Annotated in this window: 22 protein-coding genes and 1 riboswitch; of the genes, 13 read left to right on the top strand and 9 right to left on the bottom strand. The window is 70.5% G+C overall.

The genetic code is table 11. From position 1 onward, the window contains the following. Positions 1-187: 187 nt before the first annotated feature. Positions 188-1,333 (top strand): hypothetical protein, encoded by a 1,146-nt coding sequence (locus EIZ45_RS26590; protein ID WP_240692038.1) that lies wholly within the window; start codon positions 188-190, stop codon positions 1,331-1,333. On the opposite strand, the gene cobC is transcribed toward EIZ45_RS26590, so the two are convergent. The 4 genes from cobC to EIZ45_RS26570 are packed head-to-tail and all read right to left on the bottom strand — an operon-like array spanning position 1,311 to position 6,277. Continuing rightward, on the bottom strand, positions 1,311-2,336 hold the full coding sequence (gene cobC, locus EIZ45_RS26585) for an Rv2231c family pyridoxal phosphate-dependent protein CobC (RefSeq protein ID WP_134662571.1): 1,026 nt from the start codon (positions 2,334-2,336) through the stop codon (positions 1,311-1,313). The genes EIZ45_RS26590 and cobC overlap by 23 nt on opposite strands. Further along, a complete protein-coding gene (locus tag EIZ45_RS26580; protein ID WP_134662572.1) occupies positions 2,329-3,681 on the bottom strand; it encodes a cobyrinate a,c-diamide synthase in 1,353 nt (450 codons plus the stop codon). Before EIZ45_RS26580 ends, cobC begins: the two co-directional genes overlap by 8 nt. Then, the gene (gene cobO, locus EIZ45_RS26575; protein ID WP_134662573.1) at positions 3,675-4,289 is read right to left on the bottom strand and encodes a cob(I)yrinic acid a,c-diamide adenosyltransferase; all 615 of its coding nucleotides are present in this window, start codon (positions 4,287-4,289) and stop codon (positions 3,675-3,677) included. Before cobO ends, EIZ45_RS26580 begins: the two co-directional genes overlap by 7 nt. Next, positions 4,289-6,277 (bottom strand): putative cobaltochelatase, encoded by a 1,989-nt coding sequence (locus EIZ45_RS26570; RefSeq protein WP_134662574.1) that lies wholly within the window; start codon positions 6,275-6,277, stop codon positions 4,289-4,291. The genes cobO and EIZ45_RS26570 overlap by 1 nt, the downstream gene beginning before the upstream one ends. Before the next feature lie 70 nt (positions 6,278-6,347). Here EIZ45_RS26570 and cbiE point away from each other — a divergent pair, with 70 nt between their 5' ends. The 7 genes from cbiE to EIZ45_RS26535 are packed head-to-tail and all read left to right on the top strand — an operon-like array spanning position 6,348 to position 14,356. Further along, a complete protein-coding gene (cbiE, locus tag EIZ45_RS26565; RefSeq protein ID WP_134662575.1) occupies positions 6,348-7,496 on the top strand; it encodes a precorrin-6y C5,15-methyltransferase (decarboxylating) subunit CbiE in 1,149 nt (382 codons plus the stop codon). Continuing rightward, on the top strand, positions 7,493-8,254 hold the full coding sequence (gene cobM, locus EIZ45_RS26560) for a precorrin-4 C(11)-methyltransferase (RefSeq protein ID WP_043839025.1): 762 nt from the start codon (positions 7,493-7,495) through the stop codon (positions 8,252-8,254). Before cbiE ends, cobM begins: the two co-directional genes overlap by 4 nt. Continuing rightward, complete coding sequence (locus EIZ45_RS26555) at positions 8,251-9,261, top strand: Gfo/Idh/MocA family protein (protein WP_134662576.1); 1,011 nt, start codon at positions 8,251-8,253, stop codon at positions 9,259-9,261. The genes cobM and EIZ45_RS26555 overlap by 4 nt, the downstream gene beginning before the upstream one ends. Further along, positions 9,258-9,995 carry a cobalt-precorrin-6A reductase gene (locus EIZ45_RS26550; RefSeq protein WP_134662577.1) on the top strand — a complete coding sequence of 246 codons (738 nt, stop codon included), beginning with the start codon at positions 9,258-9,260 and terminating at the stop codon, positions 9,993-9,995. The genes EIZ45_RS26555 and EIZ45_RS26550 overlap by 4 nt, the downstream gene beginning before the upstream one ends. 11 nt (positions 9,996-10,006) lie before the next feature. Continuing rightward, the gene (gene bluB, locus EIZ45_RS26545; RefSeq protein WP_134662578.1) at positions 10,007-10,651 is read left to right on the top strand and encodes a 5,6-dimethylbenzimidazole synthase; all 645 of its coding nucleotides are present in this window, start codon (positions 10,007-10,009) and stop codon (positions 10,649-10,651) included. 32 nt (positions 10,652-10,683) lie between these two features. Then, the gene (locus tag EIZ45_RS26540; RefSeq protein ID WP_134662579.1) at positions 10,684-13,779 is read left to right on the top strand and encodes an arabinosyltransferase domain-containing protein; all 3,096 of its coding nucleotides are present in this window, start codon (positions 10,684-10,686) and stop codon (positions 13,777-13,779) included. Positions 13,780-13,801: 22 nt separating this feature from the next. After that, positions 13,802-14,356: a GNAT family N-acetyltransferase gene (locus tag EIZ45_RS26535; RefSeq protein WP_134662580.1), complete on the top strand. Its 555-nt coding sequence runs from the start codon at positions 13,802-13,804 to the stop codon at positions 14,354-14,356. A 37-nt stretch (positions 14,357-14,393) separates the two neighbouring features. Here the strand turns inward: EIZ45_RS26535 and EIZ45_RS26530 are convergent, their stop codons facing one another. Next, positions 14,394-15,548, bottom strand: a complete 1,155-nt coding sequence (locus tag EIZ45_RS26530) for an MFS transporter (protein WP_134662581.1) — start codon at positions 15,546-15,548, stop codon at positions 14,394-14,396. A gap of 54 nt (positions 15,549-15,602) precedes the next feature. On the opposite strand from EIZ45_RS26530, the gene EIZ45_RS26525 reads away from it, so the two are divergent. Further along, entirely contained in the window at positions 15,603-16,391 is a 789-nt protein-coding gene (locus EIZ45_RS26525) for a helix-turn-helix transcriptional regulator (RefSeq protein ID WP_134662582.1), read from the top strand. Here the strand turns inward: EIZ45_RS26525 and EIZ45_RS26520 are convergent. Next, positions 16,291-16,794, bottom strand: coding sequence for a hypothetical protein (locus EIZ45_RS26520; RefSeq protein WP_134662583.1), 504 nt, complete (start codon positions 16,792-16,794; stop codon positions 16,291-16,293). The two genes, EIZ45_RS26525 and EIZ45_RS26520, sit on opposite strands and share 101 nt — an antisense overlap. A gap of 47 nt (positions 16,795-16,841) precedes the next feature. On the opposite strand from EIZ45_RS26520, the gene EIZ45_RS26515 reads away from it, so the two are divergent. Next, complete coding sequence (locus EIZ45_RS26515) at positions 16,842-17,270, top strand: MarR family winged helix-turn-helix transcriptional regulator (RefSeq protein ID WP_051729372.1); 429 nt, start codon at positions 16,842-16,844, stop codon at positions 17,268-17,270. Here the strand turns inward: EIZ45_RS26515 and EIZ45_RS26510 are convergent. From EIZ45_RS26510 to EIZ45_RS26500, 3 genes are read right to left on the bottom strand one after another with little or no spacing between them, the layout of a single operon-like run. Continuing rightward, the gene (locus tag EIZ45_RS26510) at positions 17,261-18,778 is read right to left on the bottom strand and encodes a precorrin-2 C(20)-methyltransferase (RefSeq protein WP_134662584.1); all 1,518 of its coding nucleotides are present in this window, start codon (positions 18,776-18,778) and stop codon (positions 17,261-17,263) included. The genes EIZ45_RS26515 and EIZ45_RS26510 overlap by 10 nt on opposite strands. Continuing rightward, positions 18,775-19,398: a precorrin-8X methylmutase gene (locus EIZ45_RS26505; RefSeq protein ID WP_037354494.1), complete on the bottom strand. Its 624-nt coding sequence runs from the start codon at positions 19,396-19,398 to the stop codon at positions 18,775-18,777. Before EIZ45_RS26505 ends, EIZ45_RS26510 begins: the two co-directional genes overlap by 4 nt. Then, positions 19,395-20,519, bottom strand: coding sequence for a nitrite/sulfite reductase (locus EIZ45_RS26500; protein WP_134662585.1), 1,125 nt, complete (start codon positions 20,517-20,519; stop codon positions 19,395-19,397). Before EIZ45_RS26500 ends, EIZ45_RS26505 begins: the two co-directional genes overlap by 4 nt. A gap of 96 nt (positions 20,520-20,615) precedes the next feature. Here EIZ45_RS26500 and EIZ45_RS26495 point away from each other — a divergent pair, with 96 nt between their 5' ends. From EIZ45_RS26495 to EIZ45_RS26485, 3 genes are read left to right on the top strand one after another with little or no spacing between them, the layout of a single operon-like run. Then, positions 20,616-21,521 carry an ABC transporter ATP-binding protein gene (locus EIZ45_RS26495; RefSeq protein ID WP_134662586.1) on the top strand — a complete coding sequence of 302 codons (906 nt, stop codon included), beginning with the start codon at positions 20,616-20,618 and terminating at the stop codon, positions 21,519-21,521. Continuing rightward, positions 21,518-22,372 carry an ABC transporter permease gene (locus EIZ45_RS26490; RefSeq protein ID WP_134662587.1) on the top strand — a complete coding sequence of 285 codons (855 nt, stop codon included), beginning with the start codon at positions 21,518-21,520 and terminating at the stop codon, positions 22,370-22,372. Before EIZ45_RS26495 ends, EIZ45_RS26490 begins: the two co-directional genes overlap by 4 nt. Before the next feature lie 6 nt (positions 22,373-22,378). Next, positions 22,379-22,618, top strand: a complete 240-nt coding sequence (locus EIZ45_RS26485; RefSeq protein ID WP_037354504.1) for a helix-turn-helix transcriptional regulator — start codon at positions 22,379-22,381, stop codon at positions 22,616-22,618. Positions 22,619-22,685: 67 nt separating this feature from the next. Beyond that, positions 22,686-22,761, top strand: a riboswitch (cobalamin riboswitch). Positions 22,762-22,779: the final 18 nt, after the last annotated feature.

Here is a 22,779-nt window from a genome sequence, read left to right as displayed (position 1 = left end):
CGCCACGAAAACGCGCCGCTCACATCGCCGTCCGAGACGCCGCCGGGCGCGGTGAAATCGACGCTCAGGCTGCGACGCGAGCTCCACTCGTGTTACCAAGGAAGAGTCCGCGACGCATGACCGAGGGGACCTCGTGGCATCCAGCTCGCCCGCATCCGCGCACTTTACCCGGCGTCGGCTGTTCCAGTTGTCCGCCGGTTTTTCGGTTTTCGCCACGGCTGCCTGCAGTTCGACGCCCGATGCCCCGGCCCCGAACACCGCGGTGCCCAAGCCGGACGGAGCGCTCGGGGCGAATTTCAACGCCGATCCGGACACCATGGGCTGGGACGAGCTTCAGCGGTCCGGCGCGAAGTGGGTGCGCGGGTTCACCGCGATGCCCGACCTGGACAAGCACGGCGCCACCGAAAACCCGACGATCAAGACCTTGCGGCAAGCGGCCGATCGCCAGTACGGCACGGTTCTGTCGCTCAAGTTTCCGTATTTTCCCGACTCCCACAAGCCGATTCCACGGCCCGGGACCCCGGAGATGCAGGCCGATCTCGCGCGGGTCGACAAAGTGCTTCCCGCTGTGATGGACAAGGTCGACATCCTGGTGATCGGCAACGAGCCGTTCATCGAATGCCCGCGGGCGGACTGGAACAACGGCGCGCTCAACGAATTCTACGAGACCGTCGCCGCCCACGTGATCAAGCAGCGCAAGGGAAAGACCGTCCTCTACATGGGCGCGCTCAACAATCTCGAGGATCCTAAGTGGACTGGAGCCGGCACCGAACGCTGGCTGAAGTACGTCCGCGACACGCCGGAGATCGCGGGCACCGACCTTCATCCGCACGTCGGCGCGCCAGACCAAGTTCAGGCGTTTCTCGATTACACCCTGCCCAAGCTGGGCGGCAAGAAGTTCCTCGTCACCGAGTTCTCCCTGGTGCAACTGTGGAAGAAGCATCTCGCCGACCGGATCTCGGCCGAGTACGCGGGCAAGTACCACGTGCCGGAGGACACCAAGGTCTGGCAGGTCATCCGCAACGCGCTGCACCAGCCGTTCCCCAAGGCACGGTGGGACGATTTCCTTCGCACCAGCCCGTGGTTCGAGAACAACAAGAACTTCCTCACCGACCAGATGACGAAGTTCCGCGCGACCGGAAAGCTCGCCGTCGCCGCGTACGGCATCGATCAGGGCATCGCCGCGCTCAAGGGCGGGGACTTCGGACCGGATACTCCGCCGTGGCTGCTCAACAGCGTGTTCGCACGGGCGACCGTGCAGAAGAATCCCGACGGCACGGTTGCGCCGAATTACGCTTGGCTTGAGGAATTCACCGCGCTCCAGAAGCATTAGCCAGGGCGGCAAGGAAAGCGTCCGTCGTCGCGCGGTCTCGGACCGCGAGGCGAAGGTGGTCGGGGCCAAGGCCGGGGAAAGTGTCGCCGCGACGGACGGCGTAGCCTGCTTCGCGCAGTCTCAATCGGACGTCCGCGCCGCCGGAGACTCGGATCAGCACGAACGGGCCGCGCGGGGTCCCGAGTACGGGGATTCCCTGTGCGGCCAAGCCGGATTCCAGATAGTCGCGGTCGGCTTCCGCAGCGGCGGCCAGTTTTTCAGCTTCTTCCAGGGCGGCGGGACGACAGCAGGCAACCGTCGCCACAGCGGCCAAAGTGGACACTGACCAGGGTGGCTGTACCGCGCGCAACCGGCCGATCAGTGACGGTTCGGCGAGGACGTATCCGGCTCGCAGGCCCGCCAAGCCCCAGGTCTTGGTGAGGCTTCGCACCACCACCACGCCGGGGATTCGTTCTCCGGCAAGGCTTTCGACTTCTCCGGGGACGGCGTCGAGGAAAGCTTCGTCCACCACGAGCACCCGCCCGGGGCGTGCCAAGGCCCGCAGCGAATCGGCGGGGTGCAGGACCGAGGTCGGGTTGGTCGGGTTGCCGACGAAGACCAGGTCGGCCGAATCAGGGACCGCGGCGGGATCTAAGCGGTAACCGTCCACTTCGGACAAGATGACTCGGTCGACGGTGTGTCCGGCGGCGCGCAGAGCGGCTTCCGGTTCGGTGAATTGCGGGTGGACTACCACTGCGTGCTCAGCGGGAAGCGAAGCCAGCAGCGTGAACGCTTCCGCGGCACCGGCAGTCACCAGGACGTCGGCGAAATCCCGGCCATGGCGGGCAGCAACGGCTTCCGCGGCGCGGGTCGGGTCCGGGTAGGCGGCGAGGTCATCCAGGGCGGCGGCGAGTTCCGCGCGCAGCCACGTAGGCGGAGCCGGGAGCCGGACGTTCACGGCCAGGTCGACAAGTCCCTCGCCGACTTCGCGATCGCCGTGGTGGTGGAGGTCGTACTCAGCCATGGACTGCTGCCAGGGAATGAGCACGCACCCGCGAGGCAAAACGGTCTGCCAGTTCGGGATGCCCGGCCCAGTGAACGTGCAGGTAAGAAGCGTGCAGCGAATCGGAAGCAAACCCGTCCAGGCTGCGATCCCAGCCCCACGCGGCGGTTTCTCCGTGCGCGGGAGTGATTTCGGTGCGGTGGAATTCGTGTCCGGTGACCCGTTGCCCGGCCGCTGCGAGCACGTTGTCCACGACCGAGACCGCCCGGCGGTAACCGAGTTTCCCCCGCGACGTCATGGTCGCGTCCGCGGCGACCGCGCCGACCATCGGCAGTCCGTCCAAAGAACGACACAGGTACAGCAGGCCCGCGCATTCCGCGCTCACCGGCATTCCGGCGTCGATAGCCTCACCGACTGCCGTCCGGAGTTCCACATTGGCCGACAGCTCGGCGGCATGCACTTCCGGGAATCCGCCGCCGAAGTACAACCCGGCACATCCGGCGGGCAAGGCCTTGTCTCGCAAGGGGTCGATGTCCACGACGTCGATTCCGCGAGCGGCCAGCAGTTCGATGTTCTCAGCGTAGCGGAAGGTGAACGCCGGACCGCCAGCAGCGGCGAGGGTCGCACGCGGACCGTCCCACTCGGGACCGGCATTCCACAAAGGACCATTCAGTGCGGGAGCACTTCGGGCCACCCGCACGATGCCTTCGAGATCGACCCCAGCGGCAACCCATTCCGCCAGTTCCGGCAGCAGCCGCTGCGACTCCGCGGCTCGCTCGGCGGCGGGGACAAGACCGAGATGCCGACTCGGCGCGTGTACGTTTTCGTTACGCCGCAATGCACCCAGCAACGGGACGCCGGTCGCTTCGAGCGCGGTGACAATCTCGTCCTCGTGCCGTTGCGAGCCCAGTTTGTTCAGGATCACCCCGGCCAGCCGGACGCGGGTGTCGTACTGCGCGAACCCCAGCACGGTCGCCGCGACGCTGCGCGAAGCCGCCGAAGCGTCGACCACCAGCACGACCGGCGCGTCGAGCAGCCGTGCGACATGGGCGGTCGACGCGTAGCCTTCGGTGCCCAAAGCGCCGTCGAAAAGGCCCATCACGCCTTCGATGATCGCGATGTCCGCGCCCGCGGAACCGTGGCACAGCAACGGAACCAGCGTGTCCTCGCCTTGCAGGAACGGGTCCAGGTTCCGTGCGGGGCGGCCGGTGGCGAGCGAATGGTAGCTGGGGTCGATGAAGTCCGGACCGACCTTGTGCCCGGACACGGCGTGCCCGGCTGCGCGCAACGCCGCCATCAGACCGGCCGCGATGGTGGTTTTGCCGTGCCCGGAACCGGGTGCGGCGATGACGACCCGTGCTACCACTCGATCCCCCGCTGGCCCTTCTGCCCGGCGTCCATCGGGTGCTTCACCTTCGTCATTTCCGCGACCAGATCCGCGGCCTCGATCAATTCCGGCGGCGCGTAACGGCCGGTGATCACGACGTGCTGGTGCCCGGGCCGCGAGGCCAAAGTGGACACCACGTCGTCGACCTCGAGCCAGCCCCATTTGAGCAGGTAGCTGAATTCGTCCAGCACATAGAAATCGTGCGTTTCGGCGGCGAGCCGGCGCTTGATTTCCGCCCAGCCCTCCTGGGCGTTGGCGGCATGGTCCTCTTCGGACCCTTGCTTGCGCGACCAGCTCCAGCCCTCGCCCATTTTGTGCCACTCGACCGGACCGCCCTGTCCGGTGTCGTCGTGCAGCTTCCCGAGCGCCTTGAACGCGGCTTCCTCGCCGACGCGCCACTTCGCCGACTTCACGAACTGGAACACGCCGATCGACCAGCCCTGGTTCCACGCGCGCAAGGCCATGCCGAACGCCGCGGTCGATTTCCCTTTCATCTCGCCGGTGTGCACGGCGAGCAGCGGACGGTTGCGGCGCTGCCGCGTGGTGAGCCCGTCCTTCGGCACGACAGCCGGTTTTCCCTGCGGCATCAGGCAGCCCTCCCCGTCCGTTCGCGCACGGCCGAGGCCAGCGATTCAGCGGCCACATCGGACAGCGGCACGTGCTCGGCTCCCAAATACCCGGCCAGTTCCGCGGCCAGGCCGAGACGCATCCGGCCGGTCTCGCAGTCCATCACGATCGTCGTCACGTCAGTCAGCAAACCCGCGGCGGCCTTGGCCCGCGCGACCGCGTCGGAACCGCTCGTGGCGCGGCCGTCGGTGACGAGTACCAGCAGCGGCCGACGGCGCGGATCCCGGATCGCCTCGACGCGCAGCACCCGCGCGGCTTCCAGCAATCCCTCAGCCAGCGGCGTGCGGCCGCCGGTCGGCAAGCCTTCCAGCCGGGCCGCGGCGGCTTCGACACTGATCGTCGGCGGGAGCGCCAGCTCGGCGTCCGTGCCACGGAACGTGACGAGACCGACCTTGTCTCGCCGTTGGTAGGCGTCCAACAGCAGCGACAGCACCGCGGTCTTCACTTCCCGCATCCGCGCCCGCGCGCCCATCGAGCCCGACGCGTCCACACAGAACAGCACCAGATTGCCTTCGCGGCCTTCGCGCAGCGCGAACCGCAGATCCGCGGACCGCACTTCGAGGCCCGCCCCGGATCGGCCCCGCGCCTGCTGATGCGGTGCGGCAGCACGGATCGTCGCGACCAGATGCGGCCGTCCCTCCCGCACGCTGGGCGGCTGCACGCCGATCGTCCGGCCGGTGTCCGTGATCGCACGCGACCGACGGCCCCGCTCGCCCTCGCCGGTGCCCTTCACCCGGAAGACCCGCGCCCGAAAGGTATCCCCGGCACTGACCGTCTTCTGCGGCGAAGATCCGTTGCCCGACGGGGCCGGGGTTTCGCCGCTGTCCGCGGGCGGAGGACCGTCCGAACCAGACGGGCCTCCGTCCGGCGGCGGGCCGCCGTCATCCGGACCGGGGCCGCCCTCGCCGGGACCGTCGTCGTCCGGTCCCTCGGGCGGCGGCTGCGAATCCTCCAGCGCCTGCTCCAGCTGCTCCTCGGAAATCCCCGGCGCGTCAAACGGATTCCGCCGCCGCCGGTGCGGCAGCGCGAGCCGCGCCGCGACCCGGATGTCCTCGGTGGTGACCTCGGCGCGCCCGGCCCACGCCGCGTGCGCGACCGCCGTCCGCGCCGTCACGATGTCCGCGCGCATGCCGTCGACCTCGAACGACGCGCACACCTCGGCGATCTGCCGCAGCGCCTCGTCCGGCAGCTTCACCGACGGCAGAAGCCGTTGCGCCGCCTCGATCTTCGCCGCCAGCTCCGCGTCCGCCGAGGCGTAGCCGTCCGCGAAACCGTCCGGATCCGCTTCGTAGGCCAGCCGCCGCCGGACGACCTCGACGCGCTGCTCCGGATCCCGGCTCGACGCGACCTCGACGGTCAGCCCGAACCGGTCGAGCAGCTGCGGCCGCAACTCGCCCTCCTCCGGGTTCATCGTCCCGATCAGCACGAACCGCGCCGCGTGCGAAACCGAAACGCCCTCGCGCTCGACCGTCGCCCGGCCCATCGCCGCCGCGTCGAGCAGCGTGTCCACCAGATGGTCGTGCAGCAGGTTGACCTCGTCGACGTACAGCAGCCCGCGATGCGCGGCCGCCAGCAGGCCGGGCTGGTAGTCGGTGACGCCCTCGGCCAGCGCCTTCTCCAGGTTCAGCGAGCCGACGACCCGGTCCTCCGCCGCGCCGACCGGCAGTTCCACCAGCCGCGCCGGCCGCCGGTGCGCGGGAGCGCCCGCCGCGTGCGGCCCGTCCGGGCACGCCGGGTCCGGGCTGACCGGGTCGCAGGAGAACCGGCAGTGCTCCACCACGTCGACGCCCGGCAGCAGCCCCGCGAGCGCGCGCACCATGGTCGACTTCGCGGTGCCCTTCTCGCCCCGCACCAGCACCCCGCCGACCGCGGGCGAGATCGAGGACAGGACGAGCGCCAGACGCAGGTCCGGCATCCCGACGACAGCGGTGAACGGATAGGGCTTCAAGAGCACTCCCTCGTGGGTCGGCGTCCGGCCGATCATCGCACAGCGAAGCCGTCGCTTAGGGTGGGAAATCGTGCGCGAAGAATCACGCCTGACGGTGGTCGGGATCGGGGCCGACGGGTGGGCCGGGCTCACCCCCGCGGCCCGCGACGCCGTGCGGCAGGCGGATGTCGTGCTCGGTTCGGAACGGCAGCTGAAATCCCTGCCCGCGGACCTCCGGACCCAGCCCTGGCCGAGCCCGCTGCTCCCCGCGCTCGACGAGATCCTCACGACGCAGACCGGCCGGGTGTGCGTGCTGGCCAGCGGCGATCCGTACCTGTCCGGCATCGCCACCACCCTCCGTGACCGCGGCTACGCGCTCGACGTCCACCCCGCGGTTTCGTCAGCGACACTGGCCCGCGCGCGGCTCGGCTGGTCGTTCGAGGAGACCGAAGTCGTGACGGTCGTCGGCCGCGCCGTCCACCGCGTCGCGCGAGCCCTGGCACCCAACCGGAAACTGCTGGTCCTGGGCGCCTCCGCAGCAGAACTGCGCGAGTTGCTCAAAGCCCGCGGGTACGGCGATTCCGCCCTTACCGCCTGGGAAAACCTCGGCGCGGCCGACGAGCGCGGCTCCGACGGCTGGACCTGCGACCCCGGCCCGCTCACTGTGTTCGCCGTGCTCTGCAAGGGTCCCGGCCTCCCGCTCGTCGGCCTCCCCGACGACGCCTTCGAGCACGACGGCCAGCTCACCAAACGCGACCTCCGCGCGTCCGCCCTCGCCCGCCTCGCCCCGGCTCCGGGCGAACTTCTGTGGGACGTCGGCGCGGGCGCGGGCAGCATCGGGATCGAATGGTCCCGTGCCCATCCACTGAACCGCGCCATCGCGATCGAACGCGACCCCGCGCGCGCCGAACGCGTCCAGCGCAACGCCAATACCCTTGGCGTGCCGGAATTACAGGTGGTCACCGGTCCGGCGCCCGAGGCACTCGCCGGACTCCCCCGCCCGGACGCGATCTTCGTCGGCGGCGGCCTGACCGTGCCCGGCGTCCTCGACCAGTGTGTCGAAACCGACGCCCGGATCGTCGCGCACGGTGTCACCCTCGAAGCCGAGCAGATCCTGGCCGCCGCGTACGCCCGGCACGGCGGGGAACTGCAACGGATCTCCGTGGAGCACGCGAAACCGCTCGGCGGGTTCACCGGATGGACGCCGTCCCGGGCAGTCACGCAGTGGAGCTGGAAATGACCGTTTACTTCATCGGCGCCGGACCGGGCGCGGCCGACCTGATCACCGTGCGCGGCCGCGACCTGCTCGCGCGCTGCCAGGTGTGCCTGTACCCGGGCAGCATGACGCCGACCGACCTGCTCGCCTACTGCGCGCCGGACGCCGAGCGCGTCGACACCGCGAACCTCAGCCTCGACCAGATCACCGCGAAACTGATCGAAGCGCATCAAGCCGGACACGACGTCGCGCGGCTGTGTTCCGGAGACCCGTCGCTGTACAGCGCGGTCGCGGAACAGGTCCGGCGGCTGGAACCGGAAGGCGTGCCGTACGAGATGGTGCCCGGCGTTCCGGCGTTCGCCGCGTCCGCCGCCGTGCTCGGCCGCGAACTGACCGTCCCGGGAATCGGGCAGAGCCTCGTGATCACGCGCGCGCAGGCGAGGTCCACCGCGATGCCGGACGCCGAAACGCTGGAGAATTTCGCCCGCACCGGCACGACTCTCGCGCTGCACCTGGCGATCAACCACATCGAGCGCGTCACCGAAGAACTCTCCGGGCACTACGGCGAGGACTGTCCGGCCGCCGTCGTCGCGCTGGCCAGCCAGCCCGGCGAAACGGTGGTCCGCGGCACGCTCAAGGACATCGCCGGTCAAGCACGGGCCGCCGGAATGACCCGCGCGGCCACGATTTTCGTCGGCCGGGTCCTCGCCGCGGGCGGATTCCCGGACAGTTTCCTGTATTCGAGCACCCGGGACCGGGCGAGCCAACCGGAGTCGTTGTGACCGAACTGCGCTGGGGCCTGCTGGCCACCGGGACCATCGCCGCCGAATTCGCCGCCGGCGTCGAGCAAAGCCGCCACGGCGTGCTCACCGCGGTTGCTTCGCGCACGGCCGAGCGGGCGCAGCATTTCGCGACCAGGTACGAAATCCCGAAGGCGTACGGCAGCTACGAGGAACTCCTCGCCGACCCGGACGTCGACGCGGTCTACGTCGCCACCCCGCACGCGCAGCACGAGGAATGGGCGATCCGGGCCGCCGAAGCGGGCAAGCACGTGCTGTGCGAGAAACCGCTCACGCTCACCGCGCCCGACGCGGAGAAGGTCATCGATGCCGCGCGGCGCAACGACGTTTTCCTCATGGAAGCGTTCATGTACCGCATGCACCCGCAGACGCGGCGGCTGGTCGAGCTGATCGAATCCGGGGCGATCGGCGAGGTCCGCGCCGTGGACGTCACGTTCAGCTTCGACTCCGACGCGAACGACGCGGCCCGCCTCGGCGACCCCGCGCTCGGCGGCGGCGGAATCCTTGACGTCGGCTGCTACTGCACCTCGCTGGCCCGGCTGGTTTCCCAGGCCGCGACCGGAATTCCGGCGGTCGAGCCGACCCTCGTCACCGGCATGGCGCGGCTCACCGAAAGCGGCGTCGACGAGTTCGCGATGGGCCTGCTGCGGCTGCCCGGCGACATCATCGCGCAGATGTCCTGCGGTTACCTGCTCACCCAGGACGACCACATCCGGATCTACGGCACCGCCGGCCAGCTGTACGTGCCGAAACCCGCGTGGATCCACGAACTGCGCGCGCCGGGCGTTTCGACGATCGTGCTGACTCCGTCGGACGGTGAGCCGGAGGTCATCGAAATCGAAGCCACCCAAGGGATTTACGCCCGGGAAGCGGACTACGTCGCCGCGCATGTCGCGGACCGGCAAGGCCCGGAACTGACCTGGGCCGAAACGCTCGCCAACATGCGCACGCTCGACCGGTGGCGCGCGGCCGTCGGGTACGGGCGATGACCGTCCTGATCCTGGGCGGCACCGCGGAAGCCCGCGACCTCGCCGCACAGCTGCACGAACGCGGCGTCCCGGTGGTCTCCTCGCTGGCCGGACGCGTCACGCGGCCGCGCCTGCCGGTCGGAGAAGTGCGGATCGGCGGGTTCGGCGGCGTCGACGGCCTTACGGCCTGGCTGCGCGAAAACGGTGTCCGGGCAGTGGTCGACGCCACGCATCCGTTCGCGGAACGCATCGGTGCCAACGCTTTCCACGCCACGCAAGCCGCGGGCATTCCGCTCCTGCGGCTCGCCCGCCCCGGCTGGCAGCCGAGCGAAGACGATCGCTGGCATTGGGCAGACGACCTCGAAGAAGCCGCCGCGCTCCTGCCCGGCCTCGGCACCCGCGTGTTCCTCACCAGCGGCCGCCAGGGCCTGGCCGCGTTCGCCGACCTCGACCCGCTGTGGTTCCTGATCCGCTGCGTCGACCCGCCCGGCCAGCCGCTGCCGCGCCGGCACGAGGTGGTGCTCGACCGCGGCCCGTACCGCATCGACGGCGAACGCGCGCTGATGACCGAACACGACATCGACGTGCTGGTCACCAAGGACAGCGGCGGCGCGATGACGGCCGCGAAGCTGACCGCCGCGCGGGAACTCGGCCTGCCGGTGGTCGTCGTGCGCCGGCCGCCCCGACCGTCCGCTCCGGAAACCGCGGAAACCACAGACGCAGCCGCCGCCGTCGAATGGGTGCTCAGCCGATGAACGCTGAATCAATGAACGCCATGTTTTACGAAGTCCTGCACCGCCGCCGCGACGTCCGCGCCGAGTTCACCGGCGAACCGGTCGACGACGCCGTCCTCACCCGGGTGCTCGAGGCCGCGCACGCCGCGCCGAGCGTCGGGATGAGCCAGCCGTGGGACTTCGTGCTCGTCCGCGACCCCGCCACGCGCGAGGAATTCGCCCGCCACGTGCACGAGGAACGCGACGTGTTCGCCGCGTCCCTCGACGGCGAGCGCGCGGAGACGTTCGCCAGGATCAAGGTCGAGGGCATCCGCGAATCGAGCCTCGGCATCGTCGTCACCTACGACGAGCAGCGCGGCGCCCCGGCGGTGCTCGGACGGCACGCGATCGCCGACGCCGGGCTGTACTCGGTCTGCCTGGCGATCCAGAACCTGTGGCTCGCCGCGACCGCGGAAGGACTCGGCGTCGGGTGGGTGAGTTTTTACCGCGAACCCGCGCTCGCGGACCTGCTCGGCATTCCCGCCGGGATCCGGCCGGTGGCCTGGCTTTGTATAGGACCGGTAACGAATCTGGCCGAGGTTCCCGACCTGGAGCGGCACGGCTGGCGCAGCCGCGCGCCGCTGGCCAGCGCGTTACACCACGAGCGCTTCACCCCGCGTGACGAGGGGTCAGCGTAAACCGGCCAAGGTGACCCAATAGATTCCTTCTAATGCGTCCGATTGCCGTAGTGCTGGGGTTGCTTTCGGCGCTGTGCGCCCTGGCCTATCCCTTCCTGCCGGTCGTGCAGGACACCGCGGAAGTCGTCTGGCCCGTCGCCTCCGACACGCGTTCCGTCAACGCGCCCTTGACCGGGTACTGGGCACAGGACCTGAAGGCCGAACTGCCCTGCGAGACGATCCGCTCGCTCGACGCGCGCACGAACGGCCCCGCGCTGCTGTTCTCGACCGTTCCGGACGGGCGCACCGGCAAGCACGCGGCCAACGGCGTCGGCATGCAGCTGCGCGTCGACAACGGAGTGCTGCTCGCGTCCAGCCAGGGCCAGCAGATCGCGCAGCAGCCGCTGCCGCAGGACGGCTGCACGGTCACGCTCGACTCGGACGCGACCCAGATGACGCTGTCGGTCGGCAAGACCCCGATCTTCCACACGACCGGCGACGTCCGGCCGCGCGTGCTCGGCATCTACTCCTCGATCACCTCCGCGCGCGACCCGATCGCCGGGCTGCACGTGTCGGTCGTCCCGGACACCCGCTACCAGACCTCGCCGACCACGCTCAAGATCGTCGTCGGCATCCTCGCCGCGCTGTCGTTCCTCGGCTGCCTGATCGCGGTGTGGCGGATGGACTCCGGGTTCGCCCGCCGCGCGCCGCGCTGGGCCCCGGTCGGCTGGTGGCGGCTGACCGGCCGCGACGCGACGGTGTTCGGCGTGCTCGGCGCGTGGGTCTTCATCGGGCCGGTGACCTCGGACGACGGCTACATCCTCACCATGGCCCGGGTCACCGAGGCCACCGGGTACCTCACGAACTACCACCGCTGGTTCGGCGTCGCGGAGGCCCCGTTCGGCTGGTTCTACCACCTGTACGAGCTGATGACGCACGTCAGCACGGTGCCTCCGTGGATCCGGCTGCCCTCGTACCTGCTGGGCGTGATCAGCTGGCTGCTGATCAGCCGCGAGGTGATGCCGCGGCTGGGCACCCAGGTCCGCCGCAGCCGCGCCGCGGGCTGGGCCGCCGCCGCGGTGTTCCTGGTCTGGTGGATGCCCTACAACAACGGCGTCCGGCCGGAACCGGTCGCCGCGCTCGGGTCGCTGCTGGCGATCTGCGCGGTCGAACGCGCGCTGGTCACCCGCCGCCTGCTGCCGCTGTGCCTCGGGCTGACCGCGGCCGCGTTCACCCTCGCCGCGACGCCGACCGGGCTGATCGCCGTAGCGCCCTTCCTGGTCGCCGGGAAACCGCTGTTCAAGCTGGTCCGGCAGCGGTCGGCGAGCGGCTGGCTGCCGATGCTCGCGCCGATCCTCGCGTCCGGCTTCCTGGTGCTCGTGGTGATGTTCGCCGACCAGACGTTCGCGACGGTCGAGGAGGCCACCCGCATCCGCACCGCGGTCGGCCCGAACCTGTCGTGGTTCCAGGAACTCGCGCGGTACCAATTGCTGTTCGAGAACCTGCCGGACGGCTCCGCGCCGCGCCGGTTCCCGGTGCTGCTCGTGCTGCTCTGCACGGTCACCTGCCTGGTGGTGCTGCTGCGTCGCGGCCGCATCCCCGGCGCGGCGCTCGGGCCGAGCCGCCGGCTGATCGGCACCACCGCGCTGTTCTTCCTGCTGCTCGCGCTGACCCCGACGAAATGGACGCACCACTTCGGCGCGTTCGCCGCGGTCGGCGCGTCGATGGCGGCGCTCACCGCGCTCGCGACCAGTTCCACCGTGCTGCGCTCCAACCGCAACCGCGCCGCGTTCCTCGCCGTGCTGCTGGTGGTCGGCGCGCTCGCCGCGACCGGGCCGAACACGTACTGGTTCGTCTCGCGGATCGGCGTGCCGTGGACGAACGTCGCACCCTCGATCGGCGGCATCCCGCTGTCGACGATCCTGCTCGCGGCCGCCGCGATCGCCGGGATCTACGCGTTCGTGGAGAACATCCGCGCGCACCGGCCGGGCCCGGCGCTGACCCAGCAGGAAGGCCGGAGCCGGTCGCTGCGGCTCGGTTCGCTGTCGCTGGTCGTGGTGTGCGGTCTGGTCGCGGCGGGCGAGATCTACACGATGGGCGCGGCGATCTACTTCCAGCGCGACAGCTACAGCCTCGGCGCGGCCAACATCGGGCACCTGTTCGGCAAGAGCTGCAACCTGTCCGACCACGTGATGGTCGAGCGCGACGCGGCGAAGAGCATCCTGCACCCGCAGCCCGAACAGCGGACGGTGCCGGAGAAACCGGTGACGCAGAACCCGCCGAACCCGCTGCCGAGCCCGGACCAGGACAACGGCCGGATCCGGACCGGTTTCCACACCAGCCCGGTCGACGACAAGGACCCGCTGGCCGAGCCGCCGCACGGGTTCAAGCAGGACCAGGTGCCGATGTGGAGCAGCTACCTCGACACGCAGACCCGCGCCGGACGGCTGCGCAGCGACTGGTACGCACTCACCGACCGGACCGAGAACGGCCAGATCGTGGTCGCCACCGCGAGCCAGCCGCGCCGTCCCACGTCGGTGAGCCTGGAGTACGGCGTGAACACTCCCGAGGGCGTGCGCGTGCTGCGCGGCCAGTTCGCGCTCCCGCCGGGCGCGGGCACCGGCGGCTGGAACGACACCCGGATCAACCTGCGCGACCTGCCGCCGGAGACCACGTCGGTGCGGATCGTCATGGTGGACAACGACCTCACCGAGGACGGCTGGATCGCCGCGTCCGCGCCGCGCGTGCCGACCTTCACCACGCTCACCGACAAGCTCGCGGGCAAATCGGTGTACATCGACTGGCCCGCGTCGTTCGTGTACCCGTGCGCGAACCCGGTCACCTCGCACGACGGCATCTCCGCGATGCCGGACTACCGCATCACCCCCGGCCAGCTCGCCGACGAGGCGAAATGGGCGTCCAGCACCAACGGCGGCCCGAACGGCTGGCTCGAGGAGATCGCGGACGAGCCCGAGGTGCCGAGCTATCTGAACGGGCAGCCGTACCAGTCGTGGGGACAGCTGCTGCAGATCGAGCCGTACACGACCGGGGTGGCGCCGACGGTGCGGCGCGGCGAGAAGACCGTGTGGGGCTGGTGGTCGCCTGGACCCGGGCCTTCGCAGCCGAACGGCAAGGACCCGACGCGCTAGCCGGGCTGCGATGCTTCCGCAGATGCGCACCTGGCACGTGCGGGACTACGAGCCCGCTGACGAGGAGTCCTGGCTGCGGTGCCGGGTGCTCAGTTTCCTGCACACCTCCTACTACGACGACGTGCAGACGGCCAAGCCCGGCTACGACGCCGTCGCCGTCGAACTCGTGGCGGTCACCGGCGGGCTGGTGACGGGAGTGCTCGACGCGGCAGTGCGGGACCGGCTCGCGACCGTCGAGACGATCGCCGTGCATCCCGACCACCAGTCCCAGGGCATCGCGACCGGCCTGCTGGAGACCGTCCTGCCTCGGCTGCGCGACCTGGGCGCCACCGAAGTGGACGCCTGGACCCGCGACGATCCGCCCGCGCTGCGCTGGTACGCCGCCCACGGCTTCACCGAGACCGAGCACTACGTCCACGTCCACACCCGGGGCGAGGAAACCGCTCGCGCCGTTCGCCCCGGCCCGGGTTTCACCGTCGCCGGGGCCTTCCTGCACGCCGACGCGGCCAGCGAGCAGCAGTTGCGGGACACCTTCACCCGCGTCTACCGCTGCCGACGCTTCCACCGCCATCTCTGACACGGCGAGGCCTCGCGTCACCGCCACGGTTGACCGCTCACTGCGGCTCCCGCAGCCGCCGTGCCGCGAACACCGACACCGCGGGCAGCACCGCCAGCGCCAGCAACGCCCACTGCAACCCGACCGCGTTGGCGAGAGCCCCCACGGCAGGAGCGGCCACCCCGCCGACGCTCACCGCCAGCCCGAGCGTCACCCCGCTGGCGGTCCCGAGCCGGTTCGGCAGATAGTCCTGGCCGAGCGTGACATGCAGCGAGAACGGCACGTACAACGCCAGCGCGGCCAACGCGATCAGCGGGAACACGCCGTACCCCGGCACGAGTGCGATCCCGGCGACCGCGGGCACTGACAGGACATACGCGAGGTAAACCGTCCGGATCCGCCCCCACCGTCCCGCCAGCACCCCGCCGAGCAGCGTGCCCAGCGCGCCGACGCCGAACAGCACCACCAACGCCACTTCCCCGGCGAGCACGCTGCCGGTTCGCTGCGCGACCCAGATGGCGAGGAAGGTGTTGAGTGAGAAGGCGGCGATGGAACGTCCGACGACCACCACGGTCAGCCAGCCGAACTGCCGCCAATCGTCGCGCCCGGCGTGTGCCTTGTGCCCCGCCGCGGAATGGACATCGCTCATCCGCCGGAACAACGCGGCGATCACCACCCCGGCGACGAGCGCGGGCAGCACCAGATACGGCGTCGCGCCCAGCCCGCCCGCCTGCAGCACCGGGGTGACGACGATCGGCCCGAGCGCGAAACCGACGTTGCCGCCCAAGGAAAACCAGCTCATCCCGACGTGCCCGCGCCCGGCGATCCGGCGCGCGATCCGCGCCGACTCCGGGTGGTAGGCGGCGACGCCGAGACCGGACAGCGCGATCGCCAGCCAGGTCAGCGCATAGGAATCGGCGAGCCCGGACAGTCCGATCCCGGCCCCCGCGACCGTCATCCCGACCGGCACGAGCCACGGCATCGGCCGCCGGTCGGTCAGCACGCCGAACAGCGGCTGGACCACTGAGGAAAGCAGCGTCGCGGCCACCGTGATCCCGGCCGCGGCGAGGTAGCCGTAATGCCGCTCGGCGACGAGAAACGGGACGAGCGCGGGCACCGCGCCCTGGTAGAGGTCGTCGACCGCGTGACCGAGCACCATCAGCGGCATCGGCCAGCGCGCGGGACGCGTCGGAGCGGGAAGGGTCGTCGTCACTCGATCATCGTCGGACCCGGACCTGCCTTCGCGATTCCGTTATTGTGCCGAGTTGTGTCGATTTCCAGCCACCTGCCGACCGCGCCCACGAACACCCGCGACCTGGCGGCCGCCACGGGCATCGCCGAGCACTGGCACGACGAGCACCAGATCGTCTACGCCAGCAGCGGCGTGCTGGCCGTGCACACGGACCGGTCGCGCTGGATCGCGCCCGCACACCGAGCGCTGTGGATTCCGGCGGGCACCGTGCATTCCCACCGTGCATACGGCGTCACGCGGCTGCATCTGTTCGGCTTTCCGCAGGAACTGAGCCCGTTGCCGGTGACCGAGCCGACCGTCCTCGCGGTCACCCCGCTGCTGCGCGAACTGCTGATCGCGTACACCGAGCTCGGCGAGGACCGCTCGATCCCGGCAGGCCAGCGGATGCGGGCGGTGCTGTTCGACCAGCTCACCCTCGCGCCGGAACGTCCGGTGCAGGTGCCCGCCGCGCGCGATCCGCGGCTGGCCGCCGTGTGCCGGTTGCTGGAGGAGGATCCGTCCGACTCACGCAGCCTGGAAGCGCTGGGCCGCACGGTCGGCGCCAGCGGCCGGACGCTGACCCGGCTGTTCCGCGCGGACACCGGCATGACGTTTCCGCAGTGGCGCACCCAATTACGGCTCTACCACGCCCTGCGGCTGCTGGTGGAGGGGCGGTCAGTCACCGCCGTGGCGCAGTTGTGCGGATTCGCCACCACCAGCGCGTTCATCGACGTGTTCCGGCGTTCCCTGGGTCATACGCCGGGGTTTTACCTCCACAGTGGACAATCCGGTGACGCACCACGAGACTCGCCGCGAGCCGGTTGACGCCGAACGAGACGAGAATGAGCCCAGTCGCGTCGAGCAGCTGCGCGCCGAGGACGCTGGCCAGCGCGAACGAGCCGATGCGGATCGCGAGAAACACCGCCCACAGCGCGATTCCCGGGCCGGTGAGCCGGTATTGCAGCCCGCCGGCCCGCCGGAAACGCGTCACGTACCCCATCGCGGTCCCGGTGCCCGCGACCAGCACGAGTTCGCCGGCCAGCAGCCAGTCCGCCGAGCGGAATCCGCCGTCCAGCTCGAAACCGAGGCAAACCAGCCCTGCCGCGATCACCGCCAGCGGCATCACCAGCATCCGCCGCGGTTCGGCGGACCGCCACTGGAACTGCCGCACGATCAGGATCCCGACCGCGAGCGCGATCAGCACGTCGTCGACCATCGCCAACTCCATCACTAGTGATGCTTCCTCGAATGTATCACTAGTGATTGAATAGGGCCATGCGCGCCGCCGACCTGCATCTCCTCGCCCGCACCCTGCGCGAGATCGCCCTGACCAGCACCGGGAACACCGGCACGGACCAGGTCAACGCGGGAGAACTGGCGGTGGTCGAGGATGTCTCCCGCAACCCCGGCGCGACGATCAGCGACGTGACGCGCCGGACCGGGCTGGCGCAGAGCCTCGTTTCCCGGATCACGCACCGGATGGCGGACGCGGGCGTCCTGCGCGTGCGGCCCGACGAAACCGACCGGCGCAAGTCGCGGCTGGAGATCGAACCGTCCGCGCGCGAGATGTTCCGCACCCGCGCGGACGGTTCGATCGCCTCAGCCCTCGCCGCGCATGCACCGAAACTCAGTGCCGCGCAACGGAAAGAACTCACCCACCACCTCGCGGAGGCGGAACGGCTGCTGCGTGAAGGTCAGGAATAACTCCGCGGCGTCCACACGATCGACCGCCCGTCCGGGCCTTCCTCCGCCACCGTGCGCGACGAGCCCACGATCAGCAGGCACCGCATGTCCACAGTAGACGGATCGAGCCCGCCCAACGTGGTCACGCGAATGTCCTCCTCCGGCCCGCCGACGTCCCGGGCCACCACCACCGGCGTCTCCGGATCCCGGTGCCGCAACAGGACTTCCCGCGCGTTCGCCAGCTGCGTCACCCGGGTCCGCGAAGCGGGGTTGTACAGCGCCAGCACCAAATCCGCCGCGCCGGCCGCGTCGAGACGGCGTTCGATGATCTCCCACGGCTTCAGCCGGTCCGAAAGGGACAGCACGCAATAGTCGTGCCCCAGCGGCGCACCGACCCGGGACGCGGCCGCCTGTGCCGCCGTCACCCCTGGCACGATCCGCACCCGCGCGCCGGCGCCGTTTCCGGCCGATACCTGTTCCAGCACCGCCGAAGCCATCGCGAACACGCCCGGGTCCCCGGACGACACCACGGCCACCCGCGCACCGGTCGAAGCCAGTTGCAGCGCCTCGACCGCCCGGTCCGCCTCGACCCGGTTCCCCGACGCGTGCCGCTGCTGTCCCGCCCGTTGCGGAACCCGCGCGACATACGGCCCGTAGCCGACGATGTGGTCCGCCGCCGCCAGTTCCGCCGACGCTTCCGGCGTCAGCCACTCCGGCCCGGCCGGACCGAGCCCGACGACCACGACCTCGCCGCCTTCCGCCGGAACCGGAGCCGAAGAAGCAGCCGCGGGCTCACCCTCCACTCGCGACTTGTAGGCCGGACTCGGCAAGAGCGCCAAGGAAAAGTACGGCACCGACTCCGGATCGACGTCCGCGAACGGCTCCACCCGCTGCTGTCCCCAGGTCGCCCGCTCGATGTACCAGGCGTCGTCGAGCTTGCCCGACTCCGCGAGCGCTTCCCGCACAGAACCGAAGGTACGGCCCAGTTTCAGCACCGCCGCCGCTTCGGTGTCCGCCAACCGCCGCGCCAATTCGGGCGCTGGCAACGTTCCCGGCAGCACCGTGAGCACTTCGTCCCGCTGCACCAACGGACGGCCGAGCACGGACGCCGCGGCGCTCACTGACGTCACGCCGGGCACCACCTCGGCCTCGAACCGTCCGGCGAGCCGCTCGTGCATGTACATGTAGGAGCCGTAAAAGAACGGGTCGCCTTCGCACAACAGCACCACGTCGCGTCCCGCATCGAGGTGCTCGGCGAGTTTTTTCGCGCTCAGCTCGTAGAAATCGGCGATCGCGCCCTCGTAACCGCCGGGATGGTCGGTGGTCTCGGTGGTGACCGGATAGACGAGCCGCTCTTCCAGCTGCCCCTCGCGCAGATACGGCTCAGCCACCGACCGCGCGATGCTGCGCCCGTGCCGCGCGCTGTGGTAGGCGATCACGTCCGCCTCGCCGATCAGCCGCGCCGCTTTGACCGTCATCAGTTCCGGATCGCCGGGTCCCAGCCCGACGCCGTACAGCCGCCCCGTCATTCGACCGCGCTCGCAATCGCGTTCACAGCACCGACCGCCATCGCACTGCCGCCGCGACGGCCGTGCACGACCAGGTACGGCGCGGGCGCGCGCTTCGCCAGTTCCACTTTGGACTCCGCCGCGCCGACGAACCCCACCGGGACCCCGATGATCGCGGCCGGTGCGCCGACGCCCTCGTCCAGCAGTTCCAGCAACCGGAACAACGCGGTCGGCGCGTTGCCGATCGCCACCACCGAACCGGGAAGCCGGTCCCGCCACAGTTCCAGCGCGGCGGCCGACCGCGTGGTGCCGAGCCGCTCGGCCAGCCCGGGCACGCTGGGGTCGTCCAAAGTGCACACGACGTCGTTCGCCGCGGGAAGCCGTTTGCGCGTGATGCCGCTGGCGATCATCTTCGCGTCGCACAGGATCGGCGCGCCCGCCTCCAGCGCGGCGCGGCCCGCCTCGACCACGTCGAGCGAGTACCGCAGGTCGTCGACCAGGTCGACCATGCCGCAGGAGTGGATCATCCGGACCGCGACGCCCGCGACGTCGTCGGGCAGGATCGCCAGGTCCGCCTCTTCGCGGATCGTGGCGAACGAGTGCCGGTAGATCTCGGCCCCGTCCCGCAGGTAGTCGATCACGAAGGTCCCTTTCTCGCCAACGCATCCGCCAACTCGGACGCCGGGGTCCAGCGTCCGTCGACACGGTAGCCGCCGGGTTCGGCGACAACGTCGCGGTGGGCGCCGGACGGTCGTCCGCACCGCCGTGCACAGCCCGAGACGTGCACCCGCTCCCCGTCCGCGACCAGTGTCGCCGCGTCCGCGCGGACGTCGGCGAGAGACTTCGCACACCCCGGCGCGCCGACGCAGGCGCTAAGCTCCGCCGTCCCCGGATCCGTCGAGAGCCCGGCCGCGTGCAGGCGTTCGACGTCCGCGCCGCCGGGCAGCAGCACCGAACGCCACGGCGTGACCACCGCGTCGCCGAAGTCCGCGAGCGTGCGCAACTGAGCGGCGGTCAACTGCCCGAACCTCGGCGCGACGCCCACCGCCTCGCCGCCGTCGTCGCGCCGGATCCTCCCGACCGTCGGATCGATCCGCGTCGGACGTGCTTGAGGCGCTTCCCGCGGACCGTCCGGCAGTAGCGCCGAGGGATCAGTCAGTTCCCCGATCCGCCATGCCGAACCGCGCGTGCGCGCAAACGTTTCCGCCACCGTGAGCAGCGCGGACACCGCCTCGTCCCGCGGCACCAGCCAGCCGGAATCAGCCCCCGCCAGCAGCACCACCCCGGTCGACGAACTCACCGCACGCCAACACACGTCAGTGCCCACGACGTCGCCGCGCCCGTCGTCAAAACCGAACAGGAACCGCCCGGGCAGCTCGGCGAGTTCCGGCCGCGCGCACAGCGCACGATCCAGCGTCGCGGAAAGGCCCCGGACGTCCGCGAGCCCGCCCCGCACCCCGCTCAACGGCGAGGCCAGCACGTTCCGCACGCGCTCGTGACTGGGCGACGGCAGCAGCCCGGCTTCGGTCAGCCGTCCGGCCAAGCCCGGCCGGTGCACGCCGCGCAACTGGACGTTGGCTCGCGAGGTCAGGTGGACGTCGCCGTCGCCGAGGTCTTCCGCACAGGTTGCCAACGCGCGCAACCGATCCGCGGTCACCACGCCGCCAGGGAGCCGGACCCTGGCGAGCGGCCCGTCCGCCGCGTCGTGCGTCGCGAAGACTCCAGGGCAGGCGTCGGCGCGCACGCGGGCAGGGCTGGGCATGGCGCTCACTGTAACCCGCGGCTGTTTTAACAGGCTTGCGATCAGATGTAGTACATCTGCTACATTCCATCGCACAGGCAGGATGGGGGTCATCTAATGAGAGATCAAGCGGACACTGTGCTCCGCATCGAAGGTCTACGCATGCGGTACGGCGCGAACGACGTGCTGCACGGCACGTCGTTCACCGCGCACCGCGGCGAGGTGCTGTGCCTGCTCGGCCCGAACGGGGCGGGCAAGACCACGACGATCGAAATCCTCGAGGGGTTCCGCATGCGGTCCGCAGGCGAGGTGTCCGTGCTGGGCACCGACCCGGCGCGCGGCGGCGAGGACTGGCGGGCGCGGCTGGGGGTCGTCCTGCAGTCCTGGCGCGACCACGGGAAATGGCGCGTGCGCGAGCTGCTCGACCTGCTCGGGTCGTTCTACTCGCCGTACTCCACCGACCGGATCCGGCGGCCGTGGGACACCGACGAGCTGATCGAGGCGGTCGGGCTTTCCGAGCACGCGGGCAAGAAGATCCGGATGCTGTCCGGCGGGCAGCGGCGCAGGCTGGACGTGGCGATCGGCATCGTCGGCCGCCCCGAGCTGCTGTTCCTGGACGAGCCGACCGCCGGGTTCGACCCCATGGCGCGCCGCGATTTCCACGAGCTCGTGCACCGGCTCGCCGACGACGACACGACGATCCTGCTCACCACGCACGACCTCGACGAGGCCGAGAAGCTCGCCGACCGGATCCTGATCCTGTCCGGCGGCCGCATCGTCGCCGACGGGTCGCCGGACCAGCTGAGCAGGCAGATCGCCGGCGAGGCCGAGGTGCGCTGGACGCTCGACGGACAGCGGTTCGTGCACTCGACCACGGAGGCGACGAAGTACGTGTACGAGTTGTTCAAGCAGCACGGCGAAGCGGTCGCCGATTTGGAGGTCCGGCGCGCGTCGCTGGAGGACACGTACCTGACGCTCGTGCAGCGCGCGGAGTCCGGGCTGGCTCAGGCAGGTGCGCGATGACCGCGTCGGCGCAGCGAACCGCGGCGCGCGTGGGGCTCCGCCGCGGGTTCATCGAATTCCGCCAGCAATGGACGAACCGGGACGACCTGATCGGCCAGGTCGTCTGGCTCGCGATGATCTTCGGCACGCTCTTCTTCATGCGCGGCGCGCAGTTGCCGGGCACCTCGTTCTCGCTGGGCGCCGCGACGGTGCCGGGCGTGATCGGCGCGGGCGTCGTGTTCAACGGCATGACCAGCGTCGCGGGTTCGCTCGTCATCGATCGCGAGGACGGCACGCTGCTACGCGCCAAGGCGACGCCGAACGGGATGCTCGGCTACCTCGTCGGCAAGGTCACGACGTTCTCGATGGTGCAGGCCGCGAGCGTCCTCGTGATGCTGGTGCCGTCGCTGTTCCTGTTCGACGGGCTGGCCCCGGACGGGTTCGTCTCGATCCTGAGCCTGCTGTGGGTGCTCGTCGCCGGGCTGGTCGCGACCGTGCCGATCGGCGCGGCGATCGGCTCGCTGATCCAGGATTCGCGGATGCTGGCCCTGGTCATGCTGCCGGTGCTCGGGCTCGGCGCGATCTCCGGGATCTTCTACCCGATCACCGCGCTGCCAGTCTGGCTGCAGGGCGTCGGGCAGGTGTTCCCGATGTACTGGCTCGGCCTCGGCATGCGTTCGGCGCTGCTGCCCGACCAGGCGGTCGTCGTCGAAATCGGGCAGTCGTGGCGGCCGTGGGCGACCCTGGGGGTGCTGCTCGCGTGGGCCGTGATCGGATTGGCGCTGGCCCCGATCCTGCTGAAGCGGATGGCGCGGCGCGAATCGGGGTCGTCGGTGGCGGCTCGACGGGAAAGGGCACTTCAGCGTGTGTGAGGCGCGGTGAGCGAGAACGTCTACAACCGCATCGCGGTGCTGCGCGCCGAACGCGGCATCTCGCGGCGGCAGCTCGCGGACGCGCTCGGCGTGCACTACCAGACCATCGGGTACCTGGAGCGCGGCGAGTACAGCCCGAGCCTGTACCTGGCGTTGCGGATCGCGGAGTTCTTCGAGGTCGCGGTGGAGGTGCTCTTCTCCACCGCGCCCTTCCCGCGGATCGGGGACGAAAGCAAGCCCGCGTGAGGGTCTGCTCACCTTGACGGCGCCGGTGCGCCCGGCGAGAGTAAGAGCGCACACGCGTCGGCACGCGGAGGAACCCGGTGGAAATCCGGGGCGGTCCCGCCACTGTGACCGGCGGCCCCGCGGCCGCCGTCAGCCAGGAACTCCCGCCGGCGTGCCCGACG

This window comes from Amycolatopsis sp. CFH S0740 (assembly GCF_004522315.1).
GTDB classification, from domain to species: Bacteria; Actinomycetota; Actinomycetes; order Mycobacteriales; family Pseudonocardiaceae; genus Amycolatopsis; species Amycolatopsis nivea.
The sequence above is the reverse complement of the archived record's forward strand: the minus strand, read 5'-3'. Positions and strand labels throughout refer to the sequence as shown.